Genomic DNA, 19,947 nt, shown 5'->3' on the forward strand with positions numbered 1-19,947 from the left:
ATGCAATCATTTGAGGTTTTGGCAATTCTGAATTTCTTTGAAATGAAATCTGCTTGAATATCTGCGGAATGTGGGTTCAACTATTATGAGGAGTGCAACCGGAATTGATATCATAATCCAAATCTCCTGAGTTTATGGTGCTCAGCAAAATAAAAATTATCGTGGTGCGAACCCCATATCCCGGATGAGGAAGACGCTTATATAGCAATCCTTGCAGGAGTCATAATTTTTTTTACCCCACCCCAACCCTCCCCTTGGTAAGGGGAGGGAGTAAGAAATTCACAAATGATTTAGGATTGCTATACTATCATTTCTACCACAAATCCAGGAGAGCCAATCTTTTATAAGAAACCGGATTTTTTAGAGTAAGTCTTATTTAAATTAACAAAAGCACGGCTGCTGTTGCTAGCAGTAGCAGAATTCCGGCTGCACCTGCTAGGGGTTTTGCTGCTATTCCTGTAATCCATTCCGGTGCGCGGCCTGTGGGATTAATTGCGCCTTCTGTATCTACGGTAGTTATACCCCAAATCCAAGCTGCGTGAATGCCGATCGCCAATCCCAAACTACCATTGTCGGCAATGCGGGCTAATGTTAAAACCATCCCCATCAGCCACAATCCTGGCAGTTGCGGTAGAGTTTCTTTGGCGGCCCAAATTAGGTGGGCGATCGCGAAAATGAAACTGGCGATCGCTGCTGCGATTAGCACTGAGTAATCTTGGTGGAGGATTGTTTGCAAGCAGCCGCGAAAGATTAGCTCTTCTGTAGCGCTAATCCAGAGTCCTAATAACAGAGTCAGCAGACTAGCAGGGTTAAAAATTAAAGCCCAAAAATTAATTTTTTTTTCGCCTGTTTCGGTGGAATTTTCGCTTTTTTGTAGCTCGAACCAGCCTGCGGTTAATTGCAGACCGAATAAAATTACTAAGCTAATTATTCCTAATCCTAATCCCCGCAGTAATGACATCAAAACTGCGGGTTGCAATTCCAAACCCCAGTTGGCAAAAGATGTGTTTTCGATCCAACTTGTCGCCCATAAAATGAAGGGGACAATCACGTAGAGGGAAGCTAGTAAAGGTAGTTTTTTGTTTCCCAGGGGTTGAGGTGGATGCCATTTGAGGGCGATCGCCAGCACAATCGCTGCGGGAAGCCACACAACAATCCAAGTTGAGAAAAACAAGATTATTTTGACAATTGCTGGTATTGACGGCGACAGCAGTCGCAGGTTGTTTATGCTATTCCACATTTAATGGGTTGCAACTATAATACTGTTGGCGGTTGACTGTTGACTGTTGACTGTTGACTGTTGGCTGTTAACTGTTAACTAATGACTCATGACTACTGACTACTGCCAACTGCCAACTGACTACTGCCAACTGCCAATTAACTACCGATCGAGCTTGCGCTGAATTTGCCTCAGAGACTGGTACATTTCGGGCAAGCGGTTGTAGACGGCTGCGGCTTTGAGAAATAGTTTGTGGGGAATTGCTGGAACACCCGTCACGATCGCACCTGCGGGCACGTCGCTGTGAATTCCGGCTTTAGCAGTGGCGATCGCCCCATCTCCAATTTTGGCTTGATTAGCAATTCCCACTTGACCTGCCAAAATTACATTGTTGCCAATTTTTACCCCGCCAGCCATGCCAACGTGAGCAGCAAACGCACAATTTTTCCCGACTTGACAGCCATGACCTACCTGTACTAAATTGTCGATTTTTGTATTCTGACCGATGCGGGTTTCTCCGACAGCGGGCCTGTCGATCGTGCTGTTGCAGCCAACCTCAACGCCCTCTTCTAATACCGTGCAGCCAGACTGCTCCATTTTTACCCATCCTGTGGCTGTAGGCACGAACCCAAAACCTTCGCTGCCGATCGCCGCACCGCTGTGAATCACGCAATTGGCCCCGATGCGAGTACGTTCGTGAATGACACAATTAGCGTGTAAAACAGTGCCTTCGCCTATTTCCGCATCTGGGTAAATTACGACATTTGGATGAATGCAAACGTTGCTGCCAATTTTGACTTTTGCTTGAATAACGACGTGGGGGCCGATATAGACATTTTCACCAATTTCTGCTGAGGGGTGAACGACGGCTGAGGGATGAATTTCGGATGCTGGGCGAAACGGTTGATAGAAAATGGCGATGGTTTCAGCAAACAGCAATCGCGGATCTGGTGCGGCAACCCAAGCAATGTTGCGATCGTCACATTGAGCTTGGAGGCTTTCATCTAAGGGTAAAATTAAAGCCGAAGCATTTGTAGTGGCTGTATGAACGGCAAATTTAGCACCTTCTATATAACTGATAGTACCGGGTGCAGCTTCATCAACAGGTGCCGCGCCTGTAATTTCTGGATCGGTAGCAACCGACGCTGTGAGGGTGCGACTGGTGGCTAAGTTAAGTTTTTGTACTATTTCGCTAAACTTCATCTCTAAAAAAATTTGTTGTTAACACAGATGGATTATCAGAAAATTTGGGTAGAAACCCCGTCCTTTTAGGACGGCTTTACTGGTATAATTTGAGTGGTCAATGACCCACCCGTGACGATGGAGACATAAACCCTAACACCAAAGCTTGCAACAATTGCAACGGGGAAGAAAAATCGGTAGACCGGGAAAAGAGGATGGGCAATGGTAAACACCCCCAGAATCAAATAGTATACAAGAATTCCTTTTGGTATTCGACACGTAAAAACCGCAGGGCTTGCGGGGTTAGTCTGTGGAGCGAGCATAAGACCAAATCTCCTTGAGGGTGGAGGCCGCTGCTAAGAAGCAGAAAGGTTCAAGAAGTGATTCTTGGAATCACCGTGCCTTTAGGTCGGTGAGGATGTCAAAGTTAAAATTACCAGCTTTGGAGCACGATCTGAGCAGTTGCCATTTAAAAAACAAAAACCCCGATTTCTTGAAGAAGTCGGGGTTGTAGCGCTCGATTATTTTTGGCAATTATTTTACAGAAACTGCATCTACGTCAACGGTGCTGCCTTGGGCTTCAGAATAATGGGCACCGGTGGCTTCGGATGCTGAGGCTGTCTCTGTTTGGCGGGATTTAAAGTAGTCGATCGCCATTTGGGACACTTCGGAAATCAGCAAGACTGCGATCGCCACATCGTCAATTTGTCCGACGACGGGGAGAAAGTCTGGGGCAATGTCGATCGGGCTTACCAGATATGCCAGCGTTCCCAGAATAATCCACCAGCGGTATTTGGGGTTGCGGAGGGTGTCGCGGTACCAGTTGTAAACAGATTGTATAGAAAAGTTCATGGGGTTGTCCTCTACTTATATTTTCAATCTTGACAAATTCTCGCTCAAAATGCTTGTGGAGATATCCCCCCTAGGGTTGGCAAGAGACTTCTACCTGGGAGTATAGGGAATTGGGGAGGGAGAAGTTGTCAAGCTGTGTCGGAAGGGCGGGGACTCTTGACAACGCCCCTACAGAAACCTGACAGATGAAAGCTGATGGAATTTATCTGTGTTTATCTGCTGTTTAAAACCATCTTCATCTATTACTTGTAGATCGTGATTAAAGCAAGTTACTTAAATTGGGATTTTTTAACCGCAGATGTCAGCAGATAAACACAGATGAACGCTGATGGGATTCATCTGTGTTTATCTGGTGTTTCAAATAACTTCATATTTTTCTCTCACGAATTTTGAAAGATCCATTTTTGGTCGCCGATCGCAATTTCGCAGCCATTTGGCAGCCAAAAAGGCTCGTTAGCAGCCAGTCTCTGCCCACCCACAAAAGTGCCGTTGGAACTGCCGCTATCGACAAGCTGATATCGCTGTTTACCAAGTTCGTCAGTGGCGCGGCGGATTTGAGCGTGGTAGCGGGAACTTTGCGGATCTTGCAATACTAAAGTGTTGGTTGGTTCGCGTCCAATGGTAAAGGGATTGGCTGTCAGGGCGATCGCCTCTCCAGAAAGTTTGTAGATTAAATATGCGGTTGTTTTGCGATCGCTGCTTGCGAGTACGGTTGGTGCGAGTTGGGGAGGATTTCTCCCTGGTGGGAGGCTGTTTTGAGCAAGTTGTTGTGTTAGTTGTTGTAAATCGCGATCGAACCCTGCTGCTGTGTCTGAAGCTGGAAGACTCGCAGGAGAATTACCTGAAATTAAGTTTAACTGCTGTACGGGAGATTGAGGAACAATCGGACGGCCTGCTTCGGCAATTCTCATTTGCAGGGCGGCGGCATTTTCTGCTTCTTGTCGGGCACTCATTCCCTCAACTTGGCGAATAACTCCGTTGGTTTCTGGAAAGCTGACATCGCCAATTCGCACGTCTTCTAAGTTAAAACCTAGGGTATAAAAATCTTGGACGCGATCGAGCATATTTTGGCGCAGCAACAGCCGTCCTTGACTGATAAGCTGTTGTAGGGGTATTTGCCCGATCGCTAATCCCATACAATCCTTAACTGCACTTGCTAAAGCACCTATAGGATCGGACAATTCCAAAGCTACCCGTTTCGGATCTATAACTTGATAAATAACGGTCAGAGTGGCATCAATTAAAAATCGATCCTTAGACAAAAAATCTCCGTGCGACTGCACCTCCAAATTGCGGAGTTTGGTATCTACGAGGACAATTTGAGACTGTTCCAGCAGGGGAAGGGCGAAGCTGAAATGCCGCCCGGATTTCAGGGTACGCACGGCGCGGCCGTTTTTGACCAACAAACCTGTGTAACCCGCCCCGATAAAGTCCATGCTAAACCCGGCCCAGCGTTCTGGAGTCACGGTTTGAATCAGGGGAGAGGCGTTGTTCATGGGATGCAGTTGAGGGAGGTTCGATTCTATTTTTAGGGTAACAAATTGCTGGGGGCGAGCGATCGGGCGGTGTGCCGGTTCGGCAACCTCTATTCTATACTTCTGGACTCCCCGCGATTCAGGCCGGACTCGATCGAGTTTGCATCTAGTTGATGGTGGGGGCGATCGAAATACTGTCCGTAGGGTGCGTCCGATCCTTCAAACCTCTTGAAATCGAAATAATTAATGTCTGATGCACCCTACAATTTGCTGTAACTGTGACTATTTGTGGTAATATTAAAGAAATTAAAAATTACCAATTAATAGCCTTTAACTAAAATGTCTAAGGAATCAATCATCACAGAACATATCGAAATCACGCCTGGGGTGCTTGGTGGTAAACCGTGCATTGCCGGTCATCGAATTGCTGTAGCACACATCGCCGAAATGTATCTCAAAATGGGGATTTCTATAGAAGAAATCGCGGGCAAGTATGATTTGCCACTGGCCTCGGTTCATGCAGCAATGACCTATTATTACGATCGTAGAGAAGAAATCGATCGTCGCACGGCTGAAAGTCGAGCTATTGTGGAAAAATTAAAGCGCAACAGTCCACCATCTCGGTTACAAGAAAAATTGAGGGCAATTAGAGGTGAGTGAGCAAATTCGTTTTCATTTAGACGAACATATTGACTCTAACATTATGCGCGGTTTGCGTCGTTACGGGATAGATGTGACGACAACAGTTGATGCGGGGTTGCGTACTAAAAGCGATGAGTCACACCTGGCATTTATTCGCGAACAGCAGCGCGTGATAGTAACTCACGATGACGATTTTTTAATTATGGCAAGCGATACCACAGATTATCCGGGGATTGTCTATTGTCCTCCTAATTCTCGTTCTGTGGGCGAGATTATCCGTAGTTTGATTTTAATTTATGAAGTCTATGCACCTGAAGAAATGATCGGAAGGATTGAATATATTTGACATGATTGTAAGGCGATCGCACTTTAGGAAAATAAGGGCGATCGCACTTTGGCATTCGGGATGGGACAGGAGCGAGCGGATTTCACTAAAACAAGCTTTGCTGCCCATTAGGTATAGTATTACCTAAATAGATTTGTTTAGAACCCTTGGGAATGTAAATCCACCCTAGGTCTTGCAGGCGATTTGTTAAATTTGATATTGTTACGCCAAGATCGTCAGCCATTGCGTAGAGGTGACGCCAGTTTTTTAAATCACGTCCCCTTCGCTTCTCTTCCAAGATATATCGAGGCATTAACAAACAACTAGCAAAATATTGAGCCTGCCATTCAATCCAATCAGCTTGAGTTTTAGGACTGACCTTATCAACAAGCATTTCGCTCACATTTCTACACAGAAATACGTCTTCACTAGCCTCGCAAAATAGAGGTAGTTCTAGTTGTTGTACCAAACCATCTGCTTCATCTTGATTGACATGAAGTACCCAGTGTCCTATTTCGTGAGCTAGTGTCGATTGTTCAAATCCAATATCATTATCTTTTTTTTTCTGGATATATTTACTAATTTCTATCAGACGTGTCAGGGGATAAATTCTAGCTGCTACTGCTTTGCCATTATAGGGCGGTATATCACAACACGGATCGATGCTGAGGTCTAAAAAACCAGCAGCATAATCAGCTAAACCAGGCCATCTGGGAAAATTAGGTGTTCCCTGCATACGCATGAGAAGGTCATTAGCTATATCCTCAATTTGGGTTTTAGATAAAAATTGAAAAGGTTTGATTACACTCAACTTTGTTTCTCCTCACTTTCTGCTTCTTTAGCTTCCTGGATAAATTTTTTAGCTAGTTCGGGATTATCTCGCATTTGACGCAGCAAAACTGGAATTTGTTTTGGATACCTTTTGACAAGATCCTGAACAACTTTGGCATCTTCTGGAGTAATTCTACCGGCTAAATCGCGTAGCTCTTTGAGCTCTAACTCTAATTGATGTGCTAACGACTGAATGACCTCCTCTTTAGGGGGATACTCAGCGCGGTCATTCTCTAGTTTGGACAGGTAGGTATAGTCCACTTTTACTAGCTTCGCCAGGTCGCGCTGACTAAATCCTTTTCCCTGACGAGCTTGACGGATTAGCTGACCAAAAGTCTTACTCATGTTTTTTCCCTACTTACTAAAACATCATAGCAGGGGTTGACGTAGCTCGGCAACCCCTGCTAGACTGAAAAGCGTTGACGGCCAGCGTCAACCCTAAAATACTCTACTGATAGCGTACACAAGCAAGTTCATTGTCTCTAAGAGACTTTGTGTGGCTTAGGCTATGACCGCTAGCTATCAGGTGTACTGTCTTGCTCTTGTCATCGAATAGTCAACCTTCACATTCTTTGTCACACTATGAAAAAACAAATGTCCAATCCCGATCAACTGTGCTTCTCAATCGGCCGCCCCCTATCGCTTCTGCTTGAGGAGATTCAAAAGACAAGTCGGCATCCGCATCTGAGGAAAGCTGCGACACAAATGCTAGAAAGCTTGCGTGTTCTTGAACAGGCAAATGAGACTGGGATTTCCAAGTCAGCCAAAACAAAAGAGGCAATTTACGAAATCCTGACGAAATGAACCCATAATCGCCCTCTATTCTAGAGGGCTCACCCTATGAACAAAATTTGGCAATTTTCCAGTTATAACCTCTGGTCACAGTTTGCTCCGCCAGTGGGGCAAGAACAATTTCACTGCGACATGAAGCGGGGTTTTGCTAAAGCCCGAAAGCGAGAACCTCAAGTTGCACCACTTTTGGCAACTGACAACACACCTCAGCGAATTGGAATCCTGGCACAAAAAGGAGTTTATGAATTTCATCAAAACCCTCAACAGTTCTCCGGAAAAGATGGTGTAGAACAACTGGCAGAAATTCTGCAATTAAGCCAAGAGTCAGCGACAGTTCAGGAGCGAGTTTTGGTCATCCTGACAAACTACCATCAGCATCCGATTCTCTCAGGCAAAAACATCATTAAGCTAAATCGAGGCGATGAGGGATTTCCCCCGCCAATTCTTATTCTGGAGGGGGATTATCAGTTTAACTTCTATGCAGCGATCGACTGTATTTTTGCCGAACCAGATGGAACGCTTCACATTTTAGACTTCAAAACAGGAAAATCAGACTTTGACCACAGACAGGCATATCTTTACCTGCTAGCTACCAGTTATCTCTACCCGCAAAAACCAGCTATTGCATCATTCTATAATTTGGAGACTGGCAAACAATCTGAACCGATTGCGACAACTGTCGATACACTAAAAGCCTTTCAGATAGAGATGGCATCAATAGCTAAACGGCATCAAAAAGACTTGAAGCGTTATCGAGATAATCCGGATGAGTTCAACATAATTTTTCCACCCAATCCCGGTTTAAACTGCTTTTACTGTCCCTTTAACTCAATTTGTCAATTTTCTACTGTAAAATTAGAGGTTACCGCATGACTGCTGTTGTTCTTCAAACTTCTTCCAAAGCCAACCCGTCACCCATCCATTTGAGTGAAATTTTCCCGCTAAGTATCTCGCAGCCCAATTTAATGAGTTTTCGGCTGACTCCAGAAGTTGATAGCAAAATTGGCAACAGATTTAGCTGGCGTTTTTGCCAGAAGTTTACTAATAAAGAATTTCCTAATCAGCTAGTTGTTATCTGGGAAGACAAATATTTTTGGGTTTTGGGCAAACCTAATACACCGATGCCCAGCCAAGAACAGTGGCGAGATGCAATGACAAAAGTTCAAGAGGAGTTAAAAGAAGATATTGGCGATCGCTCCTACTCATTCCAATGGGTACGCCAACCACAAGCAACAGCTTTAATCTTTGCTCAACTAGCTGTGAGAATTTTGCAAAATAGTGACAAATTTTCATCGGTTGCGACTGATACTGTTTGGTCTGACAATCAAGTTGAAGTCAAGCGCGAAGCAGACTTCTGGGCTGAAACTATTGAACTGCAAGGTATCCTGCATCCAGCTTTAGTTTTCACACCGCACAGTTACTTTTCTTATCAAAACACATTAGATGAATTTTATGAAAATCATCCCTATAGAAACAAAGCTAAAGAGCTTTTAATTGGATTAAAAGTGCGAGATTGTGAAACAAATAGTGTCGCTACAATTACTAATATTGTTGGCACTATTGGAGACGGAGAACGCCGAAAAGAACTGATCGAGAAAGCAACTGGTGCAATTAGCAAACAAAAACTTATAGAAGCACCAATGGAGCAACCTGTTGTTGCAGTGCAGTTTGGCAAGAATACAAATGAGTTTCATTATGCAATGGCAGCTCTGCGTCCCTGTGTCACAGAGGAAACAGCAGATCGATTTGATGTAAAATATGGAGACTTACTCAAAGAAACTAAAATACCATATCAAGAGCGACAAAAATATTTAGCTTCATATAAGCAAAAAGCAGAAAATGCTTTAGTAGCCTATGGATTCAAGTTAGGAGGTAAGTGTATCAATAGCCGTGATTACCAGTCTTTATTCGTGGCACCTCAGTTCAAGCTTGAGGAAACACCTCTTGAATTTGGTAATAAATTCATTGGTAAAAGAGGGGAAGTTTTGAAGGGACTCTCTCAAGGTAGTGTTTATCGCCGTCATGATGAGTACGGTGTTCTCTCAAGAGCTATTAGGATTTCTGTTTTAAAAGTTGGTGATTTTAAGGTGAAATCGTCTTTTTTAGATGAAGTTCATCAACGGCTTAAAAAGTATAAGTTTGAAAGCATAAGTTTGATCGATCAAAAAACTCAGAAGATTGACGATAGTAGGGTTAAAAGGGTTTCCATAGATGGCTTGAGTAATGCCGAGGCTAAAGTTAGCTTGGAAAAAGCGCTAGATGAACTAATATCAATTCCCGCTGATATTGTTTTGACGTTTCTTCCGCAGACTGATCGCAATGCAGACAGCAGCGAAGACGGCAGTTTTTATACTTTTATTTCTTCCCGCTTACTGCGGCGAGGAATTGCCAGCCAAGTCATTTATGAGGAGACATTGCAAGATGCTAAAAATCATGGAAATATATTGAATCAAGTAATACCTGGGATTTTGGCAAAGTTGGGTAACTTGCCTTTTATTCTAACTGAATCCTTGAAAATTGCTGATTATTTCATCGGTTTTGATATTTCCAGAACTCCCAAAAAGAAAGGCAACGGAAGTTTGAACGTCTGTGCTAGTGTGCGTCTCTATGGTAAGCAAGGAGATTTCATTCGCTATCGCCTAGAAGATGCTCTGACAGAGGGTGAAGAAATTGACAAGCGTACTTTAGAAAGGTTTCTTCCTGCTGCTGAATTAAGTGAAAAAACTGTACTCATTTACCGGGACGGACATTTTTGTGGCAGGGAAGTTGAACATTTGCGGGAACGGGCAAAAGCAATTGGTTCTAAATTTATTTTAGTGGAGTGCATCAAGACTAAAGTTCCCAGACTTTACAACTTTGAAGATCCAGCTTTAAAAGCCCCCACAAAAGGGTTAGCAATGCGCTTGTCGCCCAAGGAAGTTATTTTAATAACAACTGAAGTAAAGTCGGAAAAAATGGGTCTACCTTATCCCTTGCGTTTAAAGGTGATTCCCGATCCAGATGAGCTACAGCAAGTATCAGTTGAAGATTTAATAGAAGCAACACTTAAACTGACCTTACTGCATCATGGAGCGCTAAAAGAGCCTCGCTTGCCTATACCGCTTTATGGCTCCGACCGCATCGCTTATCGTCGATTACAAGGGATTTCTCCCGGCGAATTGGATGGGGATAAACAATTTTGGCTGTAAGAGCGATCGCCCCTCAACAAACCAATCTAACTGAAGGCGTGAAGCGCGGCTATCCCGTAGGGAATCGCCTACAATAGAATCAACACCCCTCATCTCAAACACCATGCAAATTGTTTTGCCTCCTGAAGTCGAAGCCCTCGTGCAGCGCCAACTCACCAGTGGCAAATACAACAGCGCGATCGACGTTATCCTTGCAGCCATTAAACTACTCGAACAACAGCAAGATATTTATCAAGGACGACTGCAAGAACTGCAACAAGACGCACTGATTGGTCAGCAAGCATCCCAACGCGGTGAAGTCGTAGACGGTGCAACCGCAATGGCACAAATTCGAGCTAATTTGCGCTCGCGTTACAGTTCAAAAGAAACATGAGTCCACAATTTCGCCTCACTCAACCCGCAATTCAAGACATCGAGCAAATTGCAGACTACATCGCCAGTCGATCGGGACTCGATCGAGCGATCGCTTTTTAAGTAATCTTGACGCTAAATTCGCCAAAATTGCTCAATTTCCCAATATTGGACGACAAAGAGACGAAATTTTACCCTTGCTTCGCAGTCTCTCCATAGACAACTATCTCATCCTCTATATGCCGATCGGACAAGATGTAGAAATCTTTCGAGTTGTCAGTGGTTATCGAGATTTATCAGCCTTGTTCACCGATCCTGATAATTAAATTTAATATATCAATGGATGAAAAGGAGGAGGGAAAACCCTAATAACCTTCATTGAAAAAACGCGATCGCCCTTGTGACAAGACATTATCAGTGCGATCGCAACAGTCTAAGCAACACCATAGCTGGTAAACTGCCTTGCATAGGGAGGCTGAAGCCCCAAAACAATATCTTCCCGCGCCACACCCATCAGCACTAACTCCTCAGCAATCAGTTCATCAGTTTGATTGCGTTGAATCCAGACTTTTTCATTGCGGATGTCTAAGTGAATCGGGCAACTATAAATCCGATTGTGACCGTCCCAACCTAAATCTAATATCTGATAATGGTCATGTTCCGTGTCAAACAAAACCTGAATTTCTATGTCACCATTGATGGGTTTACTTTTGCTATATTCCATCAGGAAATTGCGAACAATCTGCCGATATTTAGTTAATCTATCCATTCCACAATCACCTCATTAGTAGGGTCGTATACTAACAACTTTAGATCGTACTCAGCTATCGCCGCTTGAGGCAAAGCACGAGAGAAAAATGAATTATAGGCAGCGATGGGAACTGCCAAATAGAGCGATCGATTTGGCTCCAAATTTCTGAGTGCTAGTCGATAATTCAAAAATTGACCGAGGGCTAGGTGGAAATCAAACATAGCTGATTCACTCAGAAAGCTTTTAACCTCCACCGCAATCTTCTGCACACCTCGCTCTGCGGCTAAAAGCTGTTCCGCCCCCAAGTCAATCCTGAGCCGATCGTCTTCGCTAAACTTTAGCTTCAGCGGATCGTGAGTAATTACCCAATTATCCTTCAGGAGAGCGGATTTCACAGACTCATGGAAAACATCCCTAGCCGACATAGACTTTACTCAAAGACCTAGTTTCCATTCTATCCAAACCCACGCACTTAAGAACTTAGCACTAATAGTATTATAACACTCAACCCAAATGCCAAGAATCAAATAAGGGCGATCGCCCTTTCATTCCCAACAACCGATCGCCCTTTTGATTCACCGCACCAAAAAAGCCACACACTCAACATGAGAAGTCTGAGGAAAGAAATCCGCCGGCTGCACTCGCGCTAACTTATAATCCCCATTTTCGCACAAAATCTTCAGGTCGCGAGCCAAAGTAGCAGGCTTGCAGCTAACATAAACAATACGATTTGGTTTGATTTCCTTGATAGCTTCCAAAACCGCGCGATCGCAACCTTTCCTCGGCGGATCTAACAGCACAATATCCGGTGTCAATCCCAAGGAAGGCAGCAAACTCTCTACAGTTCCCGCTTGAAAATCGACATTTCTCACGTCATTTAACTCAGCATTTAATTGGGCTTGTTCGATCGCCGCCGGTTGCACTTCTAAACCTATGGCTATTTTTACTTGTTGTGCCAGAGGTAAAGTAAAAGTACCAATTCCGCAGTAAGCGTCAACCAAAACCTCATTTCCCTGCAAATTCAATTCCCCTACAATTACCTCTAACAAAGCTTCAGCAGCCTCTGTATTAACCTGGAAAAAAGTATCGGCTCTTAGCTGAAAATTCATCCCAGCAAAGCTTTCTCGCAGATAAGAACGACCAGCTATGCAGCGAGTTTCTGCACCAAAAATCACATTAGTTTGAGCGGGATTTATATTCAAACAAACCCCTGCCAGTTGAGGATATTGTTTCAGCCACTCTGATGCTTGCTCTTCGAGTCCCGGTAACTCTCCAGTGCGAACTATTAAAGTTAGCAGCATCTCGCCCGTGCGCCGTCCGATTCGCAAGGACAAGTGACGCAATTCTCCTGTATGTTTCTTTTCGTCGTAGACTTGCCAATCCCGCCAGTGGATGTCTTCTTTGACTTCCTTTAACAAAGGATTGAGGCGCGGGTCTTGCACCGGACACTGATTGAGATTGACTAATTTGTGGGTGCTCTTTTGATAGTAACCTGCTTGAACTTGACCTGTTGCAGATATGGCCACGGGATAAGTCGCTTTGTTGCGGTATCCCAAAAATTGGGGAAATCCCTCGATTTTTCCCGTTAAAATTTCATCGACTTGCAGATTGCTAAATCCGCCAATCCTTTCTAAGGCTTGAATGATTTGATTTTGCTTGGCTGCAAGCTGATATTGATAGTCTACGTGCTGCCACTGACAGCCGCCGCACTTGTCGGCGACAATGCAGTTAGCTCGGATGCGGTGTTCGGAGGCTTCCAGAAGTGTGTCCAGCTTGCCTGTAGCATAGGTGGATTTGACCTGCACGAGGCGCACAAGGACTCGATCGCCCGTCACGGTATCGGGCACAAACACTACTAACTCACCAAAACGACCAACTCCGTCGCCGGTGTCTGTCAAGTCGGTAATCTCTATCTCAATCAGTTGACCTTGCTGGCAAGGGTTTGCCAATTTCGTCGAGTTTGGGGTGGGGAATTTAGATTTGGTCACAAGTAGTCGTGGTAGGATTTAATATGGTAATGCAATATCGCTCTCTCTTTCCTGAGATAAGTCGTAGCGAAGCGGGGCGCAAGCCATCGCACTCAAGCTCAATTGCAGGCTGTCTTCCTGCTGCTGAACGTCTTGCTGCTAAAGCCAAGCTTCAACCGGGGAGTCGAGCTTGTCGCGAGTTGCCTCGATCCCGTCGGTGCGATAGGCTGTTGGGGCGATGTAGCAAAAACTCGTTAAACAGTCAAAGTGTCTGCCGACATCCAAACTCTCACTCGCAATTTTTGAGTTTTTCCCGCAGTACCCTGGAACACAAGGAAACTGGCTTGAACATCAAGCATAACGCTTGGGGAGATTTACCCTCTACTTCTAGGATTGATAAATGTTAGGAGCAAGGCGAGTCTGCGAACCAAGAATCCCGTCGCCAACAGATGGGAATGTTTATTAATGTTATCCTCAAATTTGAATAACAATGAGCGTAGTTAGCCAATTAATTCTCCAAGCCGACGACGAACTTCGTTATCCCAGTACCGGCGAACTCCAAAGTATCAATGATTTCTTTAAAACCGGAGAACAGCGGGTGCGTATTGCTACTGCGCTGTCTGACAGTGAGAGGAAAATTGTTGAAGAAGCTAGTAAAAAACTCTGGAAAAAACGACCTGATTTTATCTCCCCTGGGGGCAATGCTTACGGCCAGCGCGAACGGGCTTTGTGTCTGCGCGACTACGGCTGGTACTTGCGCCTGATTACTTACGGTATCTTGGCGGGTGACAAGGAGCCGATCGAAAGCATCGGTTTGATTGGCGTTCGGGAAATGTATAATTCTCTGGGCGTTCCTGTTCCTGGCATGGTCGAAGCTATCCGCTGTTTGAAGGAAGCTTCTTTGGCTTTGCTCAATCAGGATGATGCTAAGGAAGCAGCTCCTTATTTTGATTATATCGCTCAGGCAATGTCTTAATTGCTTTGGTGATTGCTTTTACGGATGTGGCGGAGCATTCGCGGGTGATTTTTGGGGTGATTTTATCTCGCAATTGCTCGCAAATGTTTCGCTTCTGTTTTGGGCAAGGAAATCTGTCTAATTTCTGCTAGGAAGCAATGCTGTTTAAGCTTTCCCAGATGTTGAGTTCGTCTTGTCTTTCAATGCACATTTGAATTAAAAAGTCAAGTGTTTTTGGGAGAGATTGTTTTTTGAATTTCCGGCTGTCGTAGTGAATGGATGTTTTGAGCTGCGAAAGTTCGGAAAGGGTGGGGCAGGTTTGGATATGATGGACGATCGCATTTTGCCATTCTTCCAGCCTGCGGTAGCTGACAAACAGGCCGCCTCTATCCCGATGGTGGACGAAAACCACGAAAGCCCATGATTCGACTCGCTTAATCAGGTTTGGGCTGATTTTGAGCAGTTGGGCGATCGACCTGATGGTGATGCGGAGCTTTGTCGAGGGTTGGATGCGGCGAAATAGTGCTGTCATAGGTGTATACTCAGGGCTTGAGAGGCAAGTTCGGTTTAGAGTCAATTACATATTACTATATCATAGTCTTATTGCATAAGTGCAATAAAATTAATTTAAACTTCTTCAGCTCAGATGTTGCTCGTGCAACCCTCAATCATTGATGCTGTGCTAGTTTGAGAGTTAACGTAGGTGGGAAAAATGTCAGGACTCTCTAACAAAGCTGTGGTAGACAAAGAGCAGGAATTGCGTCCCGTTCGCTTCACTGAAACGGGGCGGATGCGTTTGGGAAAGATTTTAAAAGCAGCAAGACAGACAACAGGCTGGTCTGTCAGCGAAACAGAGTTCAAAACAAAGGGATATGAAGAGGCGCTGTTCACAGCTACAAATCAACCCGTACCCAAAGATGTGGGTATCAGTGCCGCAACAGTCAACCGTTACGAACGTGGGAAGCTAGATAATTTGGATTGGCGATCGCTCTCTCTGTTATGCTTTGTCCTCAAGCCGATCGATCCGGTGACAGGGGAAGCCCTGGAACCGACAAATGCGCTTTACATCGCGTGCGAACATCCCCCATACAACGATGCGAAGCTTTATGAGTAGTTATTACTGACATCTGGCAGTATTGTTAATCAGCTTTTCAGGGCGGGCTAGGAGCAACGGCCCACAAGCAAAATATTGAGTTGTTGTGGAACAGGCATCTTGCCTGTTCTTAACAATAGCGATCGGGAGTTAGTTATTACCGATCGCCCTTTTGTTTAGCAATTAAAGCTTTAGCTTGCTGCCACAGAGATTCTAACTCTTCTGGGGCATAATCTGACAAAGGTCGATCGCACGCAGCCTCCACCTTCGCAAACCGCTGCACGAAGCGATCGTTGGTTCCTTGCAAAGCAGCCGACGGATCTAAATCGTACCAGCGAGCTAATTGAATCAACACAAACATAATATCTCCCAATTCTGACTGCTGCGCTGCCTTATCCTCGTGTTTGAGAGCGTGTTCAAATTCTGCCATTTCTTCGTGAAATTTATCCCAAACGCCGTCTACACTGTCCCAATCAAAACTCACTTCCGCAGCTTTTTGAGAGATTTTCATCCCGGCGGTTATCGGCGGCAAAGTGCTGGCATAACGGCTCATTTTCGAGGCTAAAGTTGCCGGCTTTTCCGAAGTTGTGCCTTTTTCTGCTGCTTTGATTTTTTCCCAGTTTTCGTTGACTTCATCGACGCTGTTGAGTTCGACATCGCCGAAGACGTGGGGATGCCGCCGAATTAGTTTTTCTGTAATGCCCGCAGCGATTTCGGCGAAGGTAAACTGATTGGATTCGCTGCCAATTTGAGCTTGCAGAATTACCTGTAACAGTAAGTCGCCTAATTCTTCAACGATCGCATCTTTATCTCCTTTGCGAATCGCGTCGGCGGTTTCATAAGCTTCTTCGATGATGTGAGGAATTAGAGTTTGGGAAGTTTGGGCTAAATCCCAAGGACATCCGCCGTCTGGCGATCGCAATTTAGCCACAACTTCTATAAGTTCTTTGAGTGCTATTAGCGATCGACTTTCAGAATTAGACATAATAATTTACCTTTTATCTCAACCGGCAAGACGGTTATAAAGTTGTTAATGGCTCCAACAATTGATTTTATTCCTTCTTCCTTCTTTTCACCCTGAGCGAAGCCGAAGGGCCTTCTTCCTTCTTCCTTCTTCCTTCTGCTATGGATTTGCTAGATGTGCGAGTGGGAGCTTTGATTTTGGGTCTTTTAATTGTCTTAGGAGGCCGCAACCCGCTCAATCCTTTCTTTTTGAATCTTTTGTAAGCCGAGCCGCCCCAATCGCTCAGATAGTGGCTCATAGCGCCCAATTCTAGACCGATGTAAACGGCTAAAATTTCGATGCGGTGTTGCCAGATCGATCGTCCGCAACTCAAAACCACATCCTGCCAATTCCCGCCTAAGTTCCCGACTTTTTCGGCAATTGCCAATCCCAACACTCCGAAAACCGCGATCCAGATAGCGAGGTACAAGACTCGCAAAGCAGTGCCGATCAGAGGGCCGTGGGACAAAAAAGAGCGGTGGCGCAGGCTTTTTTGGTACGGCAGCCAAATCGGTTTGAACCATCCCCAGCGCTGATACTGGCAGGAGTAGATATCCAAGTCGGGGCCAAACATCAGCCCGCCGAATAAGAAACTGCCGGAAACGAGCAAAGTCAGGTTGCTGCTCTGAGTCTGGCCAAAGGTGAGGGCTGCCACAGCGGGCAAACTCCACATGGTTATTCGATCGTGGGTGCGGCCAGAGGGCATTTAAAGTTTAGGATTTTTTTTACTTGATCTTTCTGAGTTACTGTGATATGATAAATCCTTGTGAGTGCAATTGGGTGATTAGCTCAGTGGTAGAGCGCCTGCTTTACACGCAGGATGCCGTAGGTTCAAATCCTACATTACCCATCGGATAACTCAATATCAACAGTTTCAGCCGTTTTTAGCCGTCAAGCCGAAAACGGCTGTTGCTCTTGGGGGTTGACTGTTGAATTGGGTGACGACTAAATTTAACATTCTGTGGCGAATGTCTCAAAAGTTGGCACCCCATGCTAGAAAATTAATTTATTGATTTTCTTTTTTAGAACCGTGTATATGAAGCCTAAAATAACTAGCCCGATCGCGTGGCAGCAAGCTGAACTGCTCATGCAGCCAGCGATGATCCGAGTGCTCGACAACATCCGCAAACAATTAGAAGAGTCAGTTTGGACAGGCACTTATAAAGAAGTGCAGATTCCGATTCCGGGCTATCAACTAATTTTAGAGCATCAAGGCGAGCAATTATCCGTCGATATTTGGGAACTTTGCTATCGAGTCTGCTTTGTCAACTACCAGCCCGCCCACACTCAAATCCAAAGCCAAGAAGTTGTAATTGATACTAGCTTGATTGATGATGAGACTGGCGATGTAGATTGGAATCGTCTTGATGCCAAAGCCAGCCAATTAATCCAAGAAATATTCGCTAATTTGGACAAATAGTCAGCAGTCATAAACTTAGTCCGGGACGCATGGGTGGTCAGAAACCGGGTTTTTTCACGACAAGACGCGTTGGGGTCGGCAGATTCCGTAAAAAACCCGGTTTCTAGGCGTGGCGAGTGCGATCGCGAACTCAAACCAAGCATTAATGATTCAATAAACGCTCAAATCTCAAATCCTATGCTGATTCAAGAATTGCACGACATTCAAGCAGCGGCTGGTGCTACTTTTGCAGAGTTAACAACCAAAGAAATTGTGCCAGTGAGTTTTGGTAACGACGCAGAAGCGCTCGCAGCAACGAAACAAGGTGCGGCTTTGTACGATCGCACTCACTGGGGACGCATTCAAATCTCAGACAACGATCGCCTGCGGTTCTTGCACAATCAAAGTACCAATAACTTTAATATACTCAAACCCGGTCAAGGTTGCGATACCGTTTTCGTCACATCCACCGCCCGGACGATCGACCTCGCCACCGCTTACGCGACAGAAGATGCCGTACTGCTGCTAGTTTCGCCCAACCGCCGCCGCCAACTGCTGGAATTGCTCGATCGCTATATTTTCCCAATGGATCGCGTCCAGTTAACAGATTTAACCGATACAACTGTTGCTTTCAGTTTCCTCGGCCCGGAAAGCACTCAACTATTAGAAAAAATTGGAGTTACCGAACTAGAAAATCAACCTTACGCTACTCACAAATTGATAAAAACCCCCCCTCTTTCCCCCCCTTACCAAGGGGGGGATGAAGGGGGGGTTCGAGTGGCTGTTGGTAGCGGTTTAGCAACTCCCGGATACACGTTAATTGCGCCCGCAAGCGGTGCAGCCAACTTGTGGCAGGAATTAGTCAAAGCTGGGGCCGTACCGATGGGCGATCGAGTTTGGGAACAACTGCGAATCGAACAAGGACGCCCCGCCCCAGATTTTGAACTCACAGACGATTACAACCCCTTAGAAGCCCGTCTTTTACACACGATTACCTATGACAAAGGCTGCTACATCGGTCAAGAAACAATTGCCAGGTTGAACACCTACAAAGGAGTCAAACAGCAACTTTGGGGGGTGCATTTGAGCGGTGCAGTTGAACCCGGAACAGCCGTCACTATCGGAGAAGAAAAAGTCGGCAAACTCACCAGTTTTACGGAAACAGAATCCGGCTTTTTTGGTCTTGCTTACATCCGCACAAAAGCGGGCGGCGAAGGACTAAAAGTGCAAGTCGGATCGGTGCCAGGAGAAGTAGTAAATGTACCTTTCTTGAGTTCGTAGTTGCGATCGATCGCCTGTTGGCGCCCTTGCGATAATTAAACGCTTTGTAGCGGTGTTTGAAGTACATTTCCACAATCCCTCGGTGTTCCCACAATCCCAGCAAGTTGATGGCAACCTCTGACTAATGGACTCTCACATCCCGCTGTACTTCGGCTATCCGTTCCTCAATTAGTCGAGTCGTAATTCCAATTTTATAGAAGCTGTTGCCGTCAGCTTTTACCTCAAGAAAGTAGAGCGATTTCACTCTTGATACGCCTCAATTGTGCGCGGTAAATATTCAAATCAGCCCGCCGTTCGTCCAAACAAGATAACTCTCCGCCCCGGCAATATCTACGGAGCGATCTAACTTAACTAACAGGGAATTGAAAGCCCCTGCCTATGCTCGATCCGGAATTAGGGAGTATTGGATTCTAGATATCAATGCCCGTCGATTGTATGTGTTTCCCGAGCCAGGGCTGAGTGTTATGCTAGCCCGGTTGTGTTGGCCGAGTCGGATTTAATCGCACCTTTGGTATTTCCAGATTGTCAGGTGTCTGTGGAGGATTTGCTCAACAGGAGTGCAAAGGGGAGCATCCCGATTTTGCAAGTATACAAAAGTATGATAAAATGCGCTGCTTTTGGGAAAAGCCAACACTTAGCTT

At 45.2% G+C, this 19,947-nt stretch carries 24 protein-coding genes and 1 tRNA gene; 12 read left to right on the forward strand and 13 right to left on the reverse strand.

What is annotated here, in order from left to right:
- Positions 1-376: 376 nt before the first annotated feature.
- From QUA99_RS28500 to QUA99_RS28515, 4 genes are all read right to left on the reverse strand, one after another.
- Positions 377-1,240 carry a CPBP family glutamic-type intramembrane protease gene (locus QUA99_RS28500; protein ID WP_333243571.1) on the reverse strand — a complete coding sequence of 288 codons (864 nt, stop codon included), beginning with the start codon at positions 1,238-1,240 and terminating at the stop codon, positions 377-379.
- A 141-nt stretch (positions 1,241-1,381) separates the two neighbouring features.
- Positions 1,382-2,422 (reverse strand): UDP-3-O-(3-hydroxymyristoyl)glucosamine N-acyltransferase, encoded by a 1,041-nt coding sequence (gene lpxD / locus QUA99_RS28505; protein WP_333243570.1) that lies wholly within the window; start codon positions 2,420-2,422, stop codon positions 1,382-1,384.
- 513 nt (positions 2,423-2,935) lie between these two features.
- Positions 2,936-3,253, reverse strand: coding sequence for a YkvA family protein (locus tag QUA99_RS28510; RefSeq protein ID WP_333229034.1), 318 nt, complete (start codon positions 3,251-3,253; stop codon positions 2,936-2,938).
- Between the two features lie 380 nt (positions 3,254-3,633).
- Positions 3,634-4,749, reverse strand: coding sequence for an SPFH domain-containing protein (locus tag QUA99_RS28515; protein WP_333243567.1), 1,116 nt, complete (start codon positions 4,747-4,749; stop codon positions 3,634-3,636).
- A gap of 318 nt (positions 4,750-5,067) precedes the next feature.
- On the opposite strand from QUA99_RS28515, the gene QUA99_RS28520 reads away from it, so the two are divergent.
- Both QUA99_RS28520 and QUA99_RS28525 read left to right on the forward strand, forming a co-directional pair.
- Positions 5,068-5,388: a DUF433 domain-containing protein gene (locus QUA99_RS28520; RefSeq protein WP_333080579.1), complete on the forward strand. Its 321-nt coding sequence runs from the start codon at positions 5,068-5,070 to the stop codon at positions 5,386-5,388.
- Positions 5,381-5,716: a DUF5615 family PIN-like protein gene (locus QUA99_RS28525; protein WP_333243564.1), complete on the forward strand. Its 336-nt coding sequence runs from the start codon at positions 5,381-5,383 to the stop codon at positions 5,714-5,716. The genes QUA99_RS28520 and QUA99_RS28525 overlap by 8 nt, the downstream gene beginning before the upstream one ends.
- A gap of 85 nt (positions 5,717-5,801) precedes the next feature.
- Here QUA99_RS28525 and QUA99_RS28530 read toward each other — a convergent pair whose 3' ends face one another.
- Both QUA99_RS28530 and QUA99_RS28535 read right to left on the reverse strand, forming a co-directional pair.
- On the reverse strand, positions 5,802-6,506 hold the full coding sequence (locus QUA99_RS28530) for an ImmA/IrrE family metallo-endopeptidase (protein WP_333243561.1): 705 nt from the start codon (positions 6,504-6,506) through the stop codon (positions 5,802-5,804).
- Positions 6,503-6,871 (reverse strand): helix-turn-helix transcriptional regulator, encoded by a 369-nt coding sequence (locus QUA99_RS28535; protein WP_333243558.1) that lies wholly within the window; start codon positions 6,869-6,871, stop codon positions 6,503-6,505. Before QUA99_RS28535 ends, QUA99_RS28530 begins: the two co-directional genes overlap by 4 nt.
- Positions 6,872-7,366: 495 nt before the next feature.
- On the opposite strand from QUA99_RS28535, the gene QUA99_RS28540 reads away from it, so the two are divergent.
- From QUA99_RS28540 to QUA99_RS33290, 4 genes are all read left to right on the forward strand, one after another.
- Positions 7,367-8,191, forward strand: coding sequence for a PD-(D/E)XK nuclease family protein (locus QUA99_RS28540; protein WP_333243555.1), 825 nt, complete (start codon positions 7,367-7,369; stop codon positions 8,189-8,191).
- Positions 8,188-10,506 (forward strand): Piwi domain-containing protein, encoded by a 2,319-nt coding sequence (locus QUA99_RS28545; RefSeq protein ID WP_333343619.1) that lies wholly within the window; start codon positions 8,188-8,190, stop codon positions 10,504-10,506. Before QUA99_RS28540 ends, QUA99_RS28545 begins: the two co-directional genes overlap by 4 nt.
- Positions 10,507-10,609: 103 nt before the next feature.
- Positions 10,610-10,879, forward strand: a complete 270-nt coding sequence (locus QUA99_RS28550; protein WP_333243547.1) for a type II toxin-antitoxin system ParD family antitoxin — start codon at positions 10,610-10,612, stop codon at positions 10,877-10,879.
- 127 nt (positions 10,880-11,006) lie between these two features.
- The gene (locus QUA99_RS33290) at positions 11,007-11,183 is read left to right on the forward strand and encodes a type II toxin-antitoxin system RelE/ParE family toxin (protein ID WP_333411516.1); all 177 of its coding nucleotides are present in this window, start codon (positions 11,007-11,009) and stop codon (positions 11,181-11,183) included.
- Between the two features lie 107 nt (positions 11,184-11,290).
- Here QUA99_RS33290 and QUA99_RS28555 read toward each other — a convergent pair whose 3' ends face one another.
- The 3 genes from QUA99_RS28555 to rlmD form a co-directional block, all read right to left on the reverse strand.
- Positions 11,291-11,626 carry a XisI protein gene (locus tag QUA99_RS28555; RefSeq protein ID WP_333243544.1) on the reverse strand — a complete coding sequence of 112 codons (336 nt, stop codon included), beginning with the start codon at positions 11,624-11,626 and terminating at the stop codon, positions 11,291-11,293.
- The gene (locus QUA99_RS28560; protein ID WP_333243542.1) at positions 11,614-12,033 is read right to left on the reverse strand and encodes an element excision factor XisH family protein; all 420 of its coding nucleotides are present in this window, start codon (positions 12,031-12,033) and stop codon (positions 11,614-11,616) included. Before QUA99_RS28560 ends, QUA99_RS28555 begins: the two co-directional genes overlap by 13 nt.
- 150 nt (positions 12,034-12,183) lie before the next feature.
- Complete coding sequence (gene rlmD, locus QUA99_RS28565; RefSeq protein WP_333243540.1) at positions 12,184-13,596, reverse strand: 23S rRNA (uracil(1939)-C(5))-methyltransferase RlmD; 1,413 nt, start codon at positions 13,594-13,596, stop codon at positions 12,184-12,186.
- Between the two features lie 469 nt (positions 13,597-14,065).
- Between rlmD and QUA99_RS28570 the strand changes: the two genes are divergently transcribed.
- Complete coding sequence (locus QUA99_RS28570) at positions 14,066-14,551, forward strand: allophycocyanin subunit alpha-B (RefSeq protein ID WP_333243537.1); 486 nt, start codon at positions 14,066-14,068, stop codon at positions 14,549-14,551.
- Between the two features lie 127 nt (positions 14,552-14,678).
- Here QUA99_RS28570 and QUA99_RS28575 read toward each other — a convergent pair whose 3' ends face one another.
- Positions 14,679-15,062 carry a hypothetical protein gene (locus QUA99_RS28575; RefSeq protein WP_333243535.1) on the reverse strand — a complete coding sequence of 128 codons (384 nt, stop codon included), beginning with the start codon at positions 15,060-15,062 and terminating at the stop codon, positions 14,679-14,681.
- A 180-nt stretch (positions 15,063-15,242) separates the two neighbouring features.
- On the opposite strand from QUA99_RS28575, the gene QUA99_RS28580 reads away from it, so the two are divergent.
- Entirely contained in the window at positions 15,243-15,644 is a 402-nt protein-coding gene (locus QUA99_RS28580) for a helix-turn-helix domain-containing protein (RefSeq protein ID WP_172192721.1), read from the forward strand.
- Positions 15,645-15,780: 136 nt separating this feature from the next.
- Here the strand turns inward: QUA99_RS28580 and mazG are convergent, their stop codons facing one another.
- Positions 15,781-16,608 (reverse strand): nucleoside triphosphate pyrophosphohydrolase, encoded by an 828-nt coding sequence (gene mazG, locus QUA99_RS28585; RefSeq protein ID WP_333243532.1) that lies wholly within the window; start codon positions 16,606-16,608, stop codon positions 15,781-15,783.
- A 67-nt stretch (positions 16,609-16,675) separates the two neighbouring features.
- Positions 16,676-17,332, reverse strand: a complete 657-nt coding sequence (locus QUA99_RS28590) for a metal-binding protein (protein WP_333243529.1) — start codon at positions 17,330-17,332, stop codon at positions 16,676-16,678.
- A 72-nt stretch (positions 17,333-17,404) separates the two neighbouring features.
- Here QUA99_RS28590 and QUA99_RS28595 point away from each other — a divergent pair.
- The 3 genes from QUA99_RS28595 (at position 17,405) to ygfZ (ending at position 19,306) form a co-directional block, all read left to right on the forward strand.
- A tRNA-Val gene (locus QUA99_RS28595) sits at positions 17,405-17,476 on the forward strand.
- A 186-nt stretch (positions 17,477-17,662) separates the two neighbouring features.
- Positions 17,663-18,046, forward strand: coding sequence for a hypothetical protein (locus tag QUA99_RS28600; protein WP_333243526.1), 384 nt, complete (start codon positions 17,663-17,665; stop codon positions 18,044-18,046).
- Positions 18,047-18,226: 180 nt separating this feature from the next.
- Positions 18,227-19,306 carry a CAF17-like 4Fe-4S cluster assembly/insertion protein YgfZ gene (gene ygfZ / locus QUA99_RS28605; RefSeq protein ID WP_333243574.1) on the forward strand — a complete coding sequence of 360 codons (1,080 nt, stop codon included), beginning with the start codon at positions 18,227-18,229 and terminating at the stop codon, positions 19,304-19,306.
- A gap of 121 nt (positions 19,307-19,427) precedes the next feature.
- Here the strand turns inward: ygfZ and QUA99_RS28610 are convergent, their stop codons facing one another.
- Entirely contained in the window at positions 19,428-19,550 is a 123-nt protein-coding gene (locus QUA99_RS28610) for a GIY-YIG nuclease family protein (protein WP_333243524.1), read from the reverse strand.
- A gap of 118 nt (positions 19,551-19,668) precedes the next feature.
- On the opposite strand from QUA99_RS28610, the gene QUA99_RS33295 reads away from it, so the two are divergent.
- Positions 19,669-19,806, forward strand: coding sequence for a hypothetical protein (locus QUA99_RS33295; RefSeq protein ID WP_445251054.1), 138 nt, complete (start codon positions 19,669-19,671; stop codon positions 19,804-19,806).
- The last annotated feature ends 141 nt before the right edge of the window (positions 19,807-19,947 follow it).

This window comes from Microcoleus sp. F10-B2, assembly GCF_036704965.1.
In the GTDB taxonomy this organism is placed as follows: domain Bacteria; phylum Cyanobacteriota; class Cyanobacteriia; order Cyanobacteriales; family Microcoleaceae; genus Microcoleus.

What these genes read in the sequence shown, in the direction of transcription:
- QUA99_RS28600 (WP_333243526.1), top strand. Translation starts at nt 17,663, where the DNA reads ATGAAGCCTAAAATAACTAGCCCGATCGCGTGGCAGCAAGCTGAACTG.
- QUA99_RS28580 (WP_172192721.1), top strand. Translation starts at nt 15,243, where the DNA reads ATGTCAGGACTCTCTAACAAAGCTGTGGTAGACAAAGAGCAGGAATTG.
- QUA99_RS28575 (WP_333243535.1), bottom strand. Translation starts at nt 15,062, where the DNA reads ATGACAGCACTATTTCGCCGCATCCAACCCTCGACAAAGCTCCGCATC.
- QUA99_RS28550 (WP_333243547.1), top strand. Translation starts at nt 10,610, where the DNA reads ATGCAAATTGTTTTGCCTCCTGAAGTCGAAGCCCTCGTGCAGCGCCAA.
- QUA99_RS28500 (WP_333243571.1), bottom strand. Translation starts at nt 1,240, where the DNA reads ATGTGGAATAGCATAAACAACCTGCGACTGCTGTCGCCGTCAATACCA.
- QUA99_RS28515 (WP_333243567.1), bottom strand. Translation starts at nt 4,749, where the DNA reads ATGAACAACGCCTCTCCCCTGATTCAAACCGTGACTCCAGAACGCTGG.
- QUA99_RS28535 (WP_333243558.1), bottom strand. Translation starts at nt 6,871, where the DNA reads ATGAGTAAGACTTTTGGTCAGCTAATCCGTCAAGCTCGTCAGGGAAAA.
- QUA99_RS28560 (WP_333243542.1), bottom strand. Translation starts at nt 12,033, where the DNA reads ATGTCGGCTAGGGATGTTTTCCATGAGTCTGTGAAATCCGCTCTCCTG.
- lpxD (WP_333243570.1), bottom strand. Translation starts at nt 2,422, where the DNA reads ATGAAGTTTAGCGAAATAGTACAAAAACTTAACTTAGCCACCAGTCGC.
- QUA99_RS28520 (WP_333080579.1), top strand. Translation starts at nt 5,068, where the DNA reads ATGTCTAAGGAATCAATCATCACAGAACATATCGAAATCACGCCTGGG.
- QUA99_RS28540 (WP_333243555.1), top strand. Translation starts at nt 7,367, where the DNA reads ATGAACAAAATTTGGCAATTTTCCAGTTATAACCTCTGGTCACAGTTT.
- QUA99_RS28555 (WP_333243544.1), bottom strand. Translation starts at nt 11,626, where the DNA reads ATGGATAGATTAACTAAATATCGGCAGATTGTTCGCAATTTCCTGATG.
- QUA99_RS28545 (WP_333343619.1), top strand. Translation starts at nt 8,188, where the DNA reads ATGACTGCTGTTGTTCTTCAAACTTCTTCCAAAGCCAACCCGTCACCC.
- QUA99_RS28590 (WP_333243529.1), bottom strand. Translation starts at nt 17,332, where the DNA reads ATGCCCTCTGGCCGCACCCACGATCGAATAACCATGTGGAGTTTGCCC.
- QUA99_RS28510 (WP_333229034.1), bottom strand. Translation starts at nt 3,253, where the DNA reads ATGAACTTTTCTATACAATCTGTTTACAACTGGTACCGCGACACCCTC.
- QUA99_RS28570 (WP_333243537.1), top strand. Translation starts at nt 14,066, where the DNA reads ATGAGCGTAGTTAGCCAATTAATTCTCCAAGCCGACGACGAACTTCGT.
- mazG (WP_333243532.1), bottom strand. Translation starts at nt 16,608, where the DNA reads ATGTCTAATTCTGAAAGTCGATCGCTAATAGCACTCAAAGAACTTATA.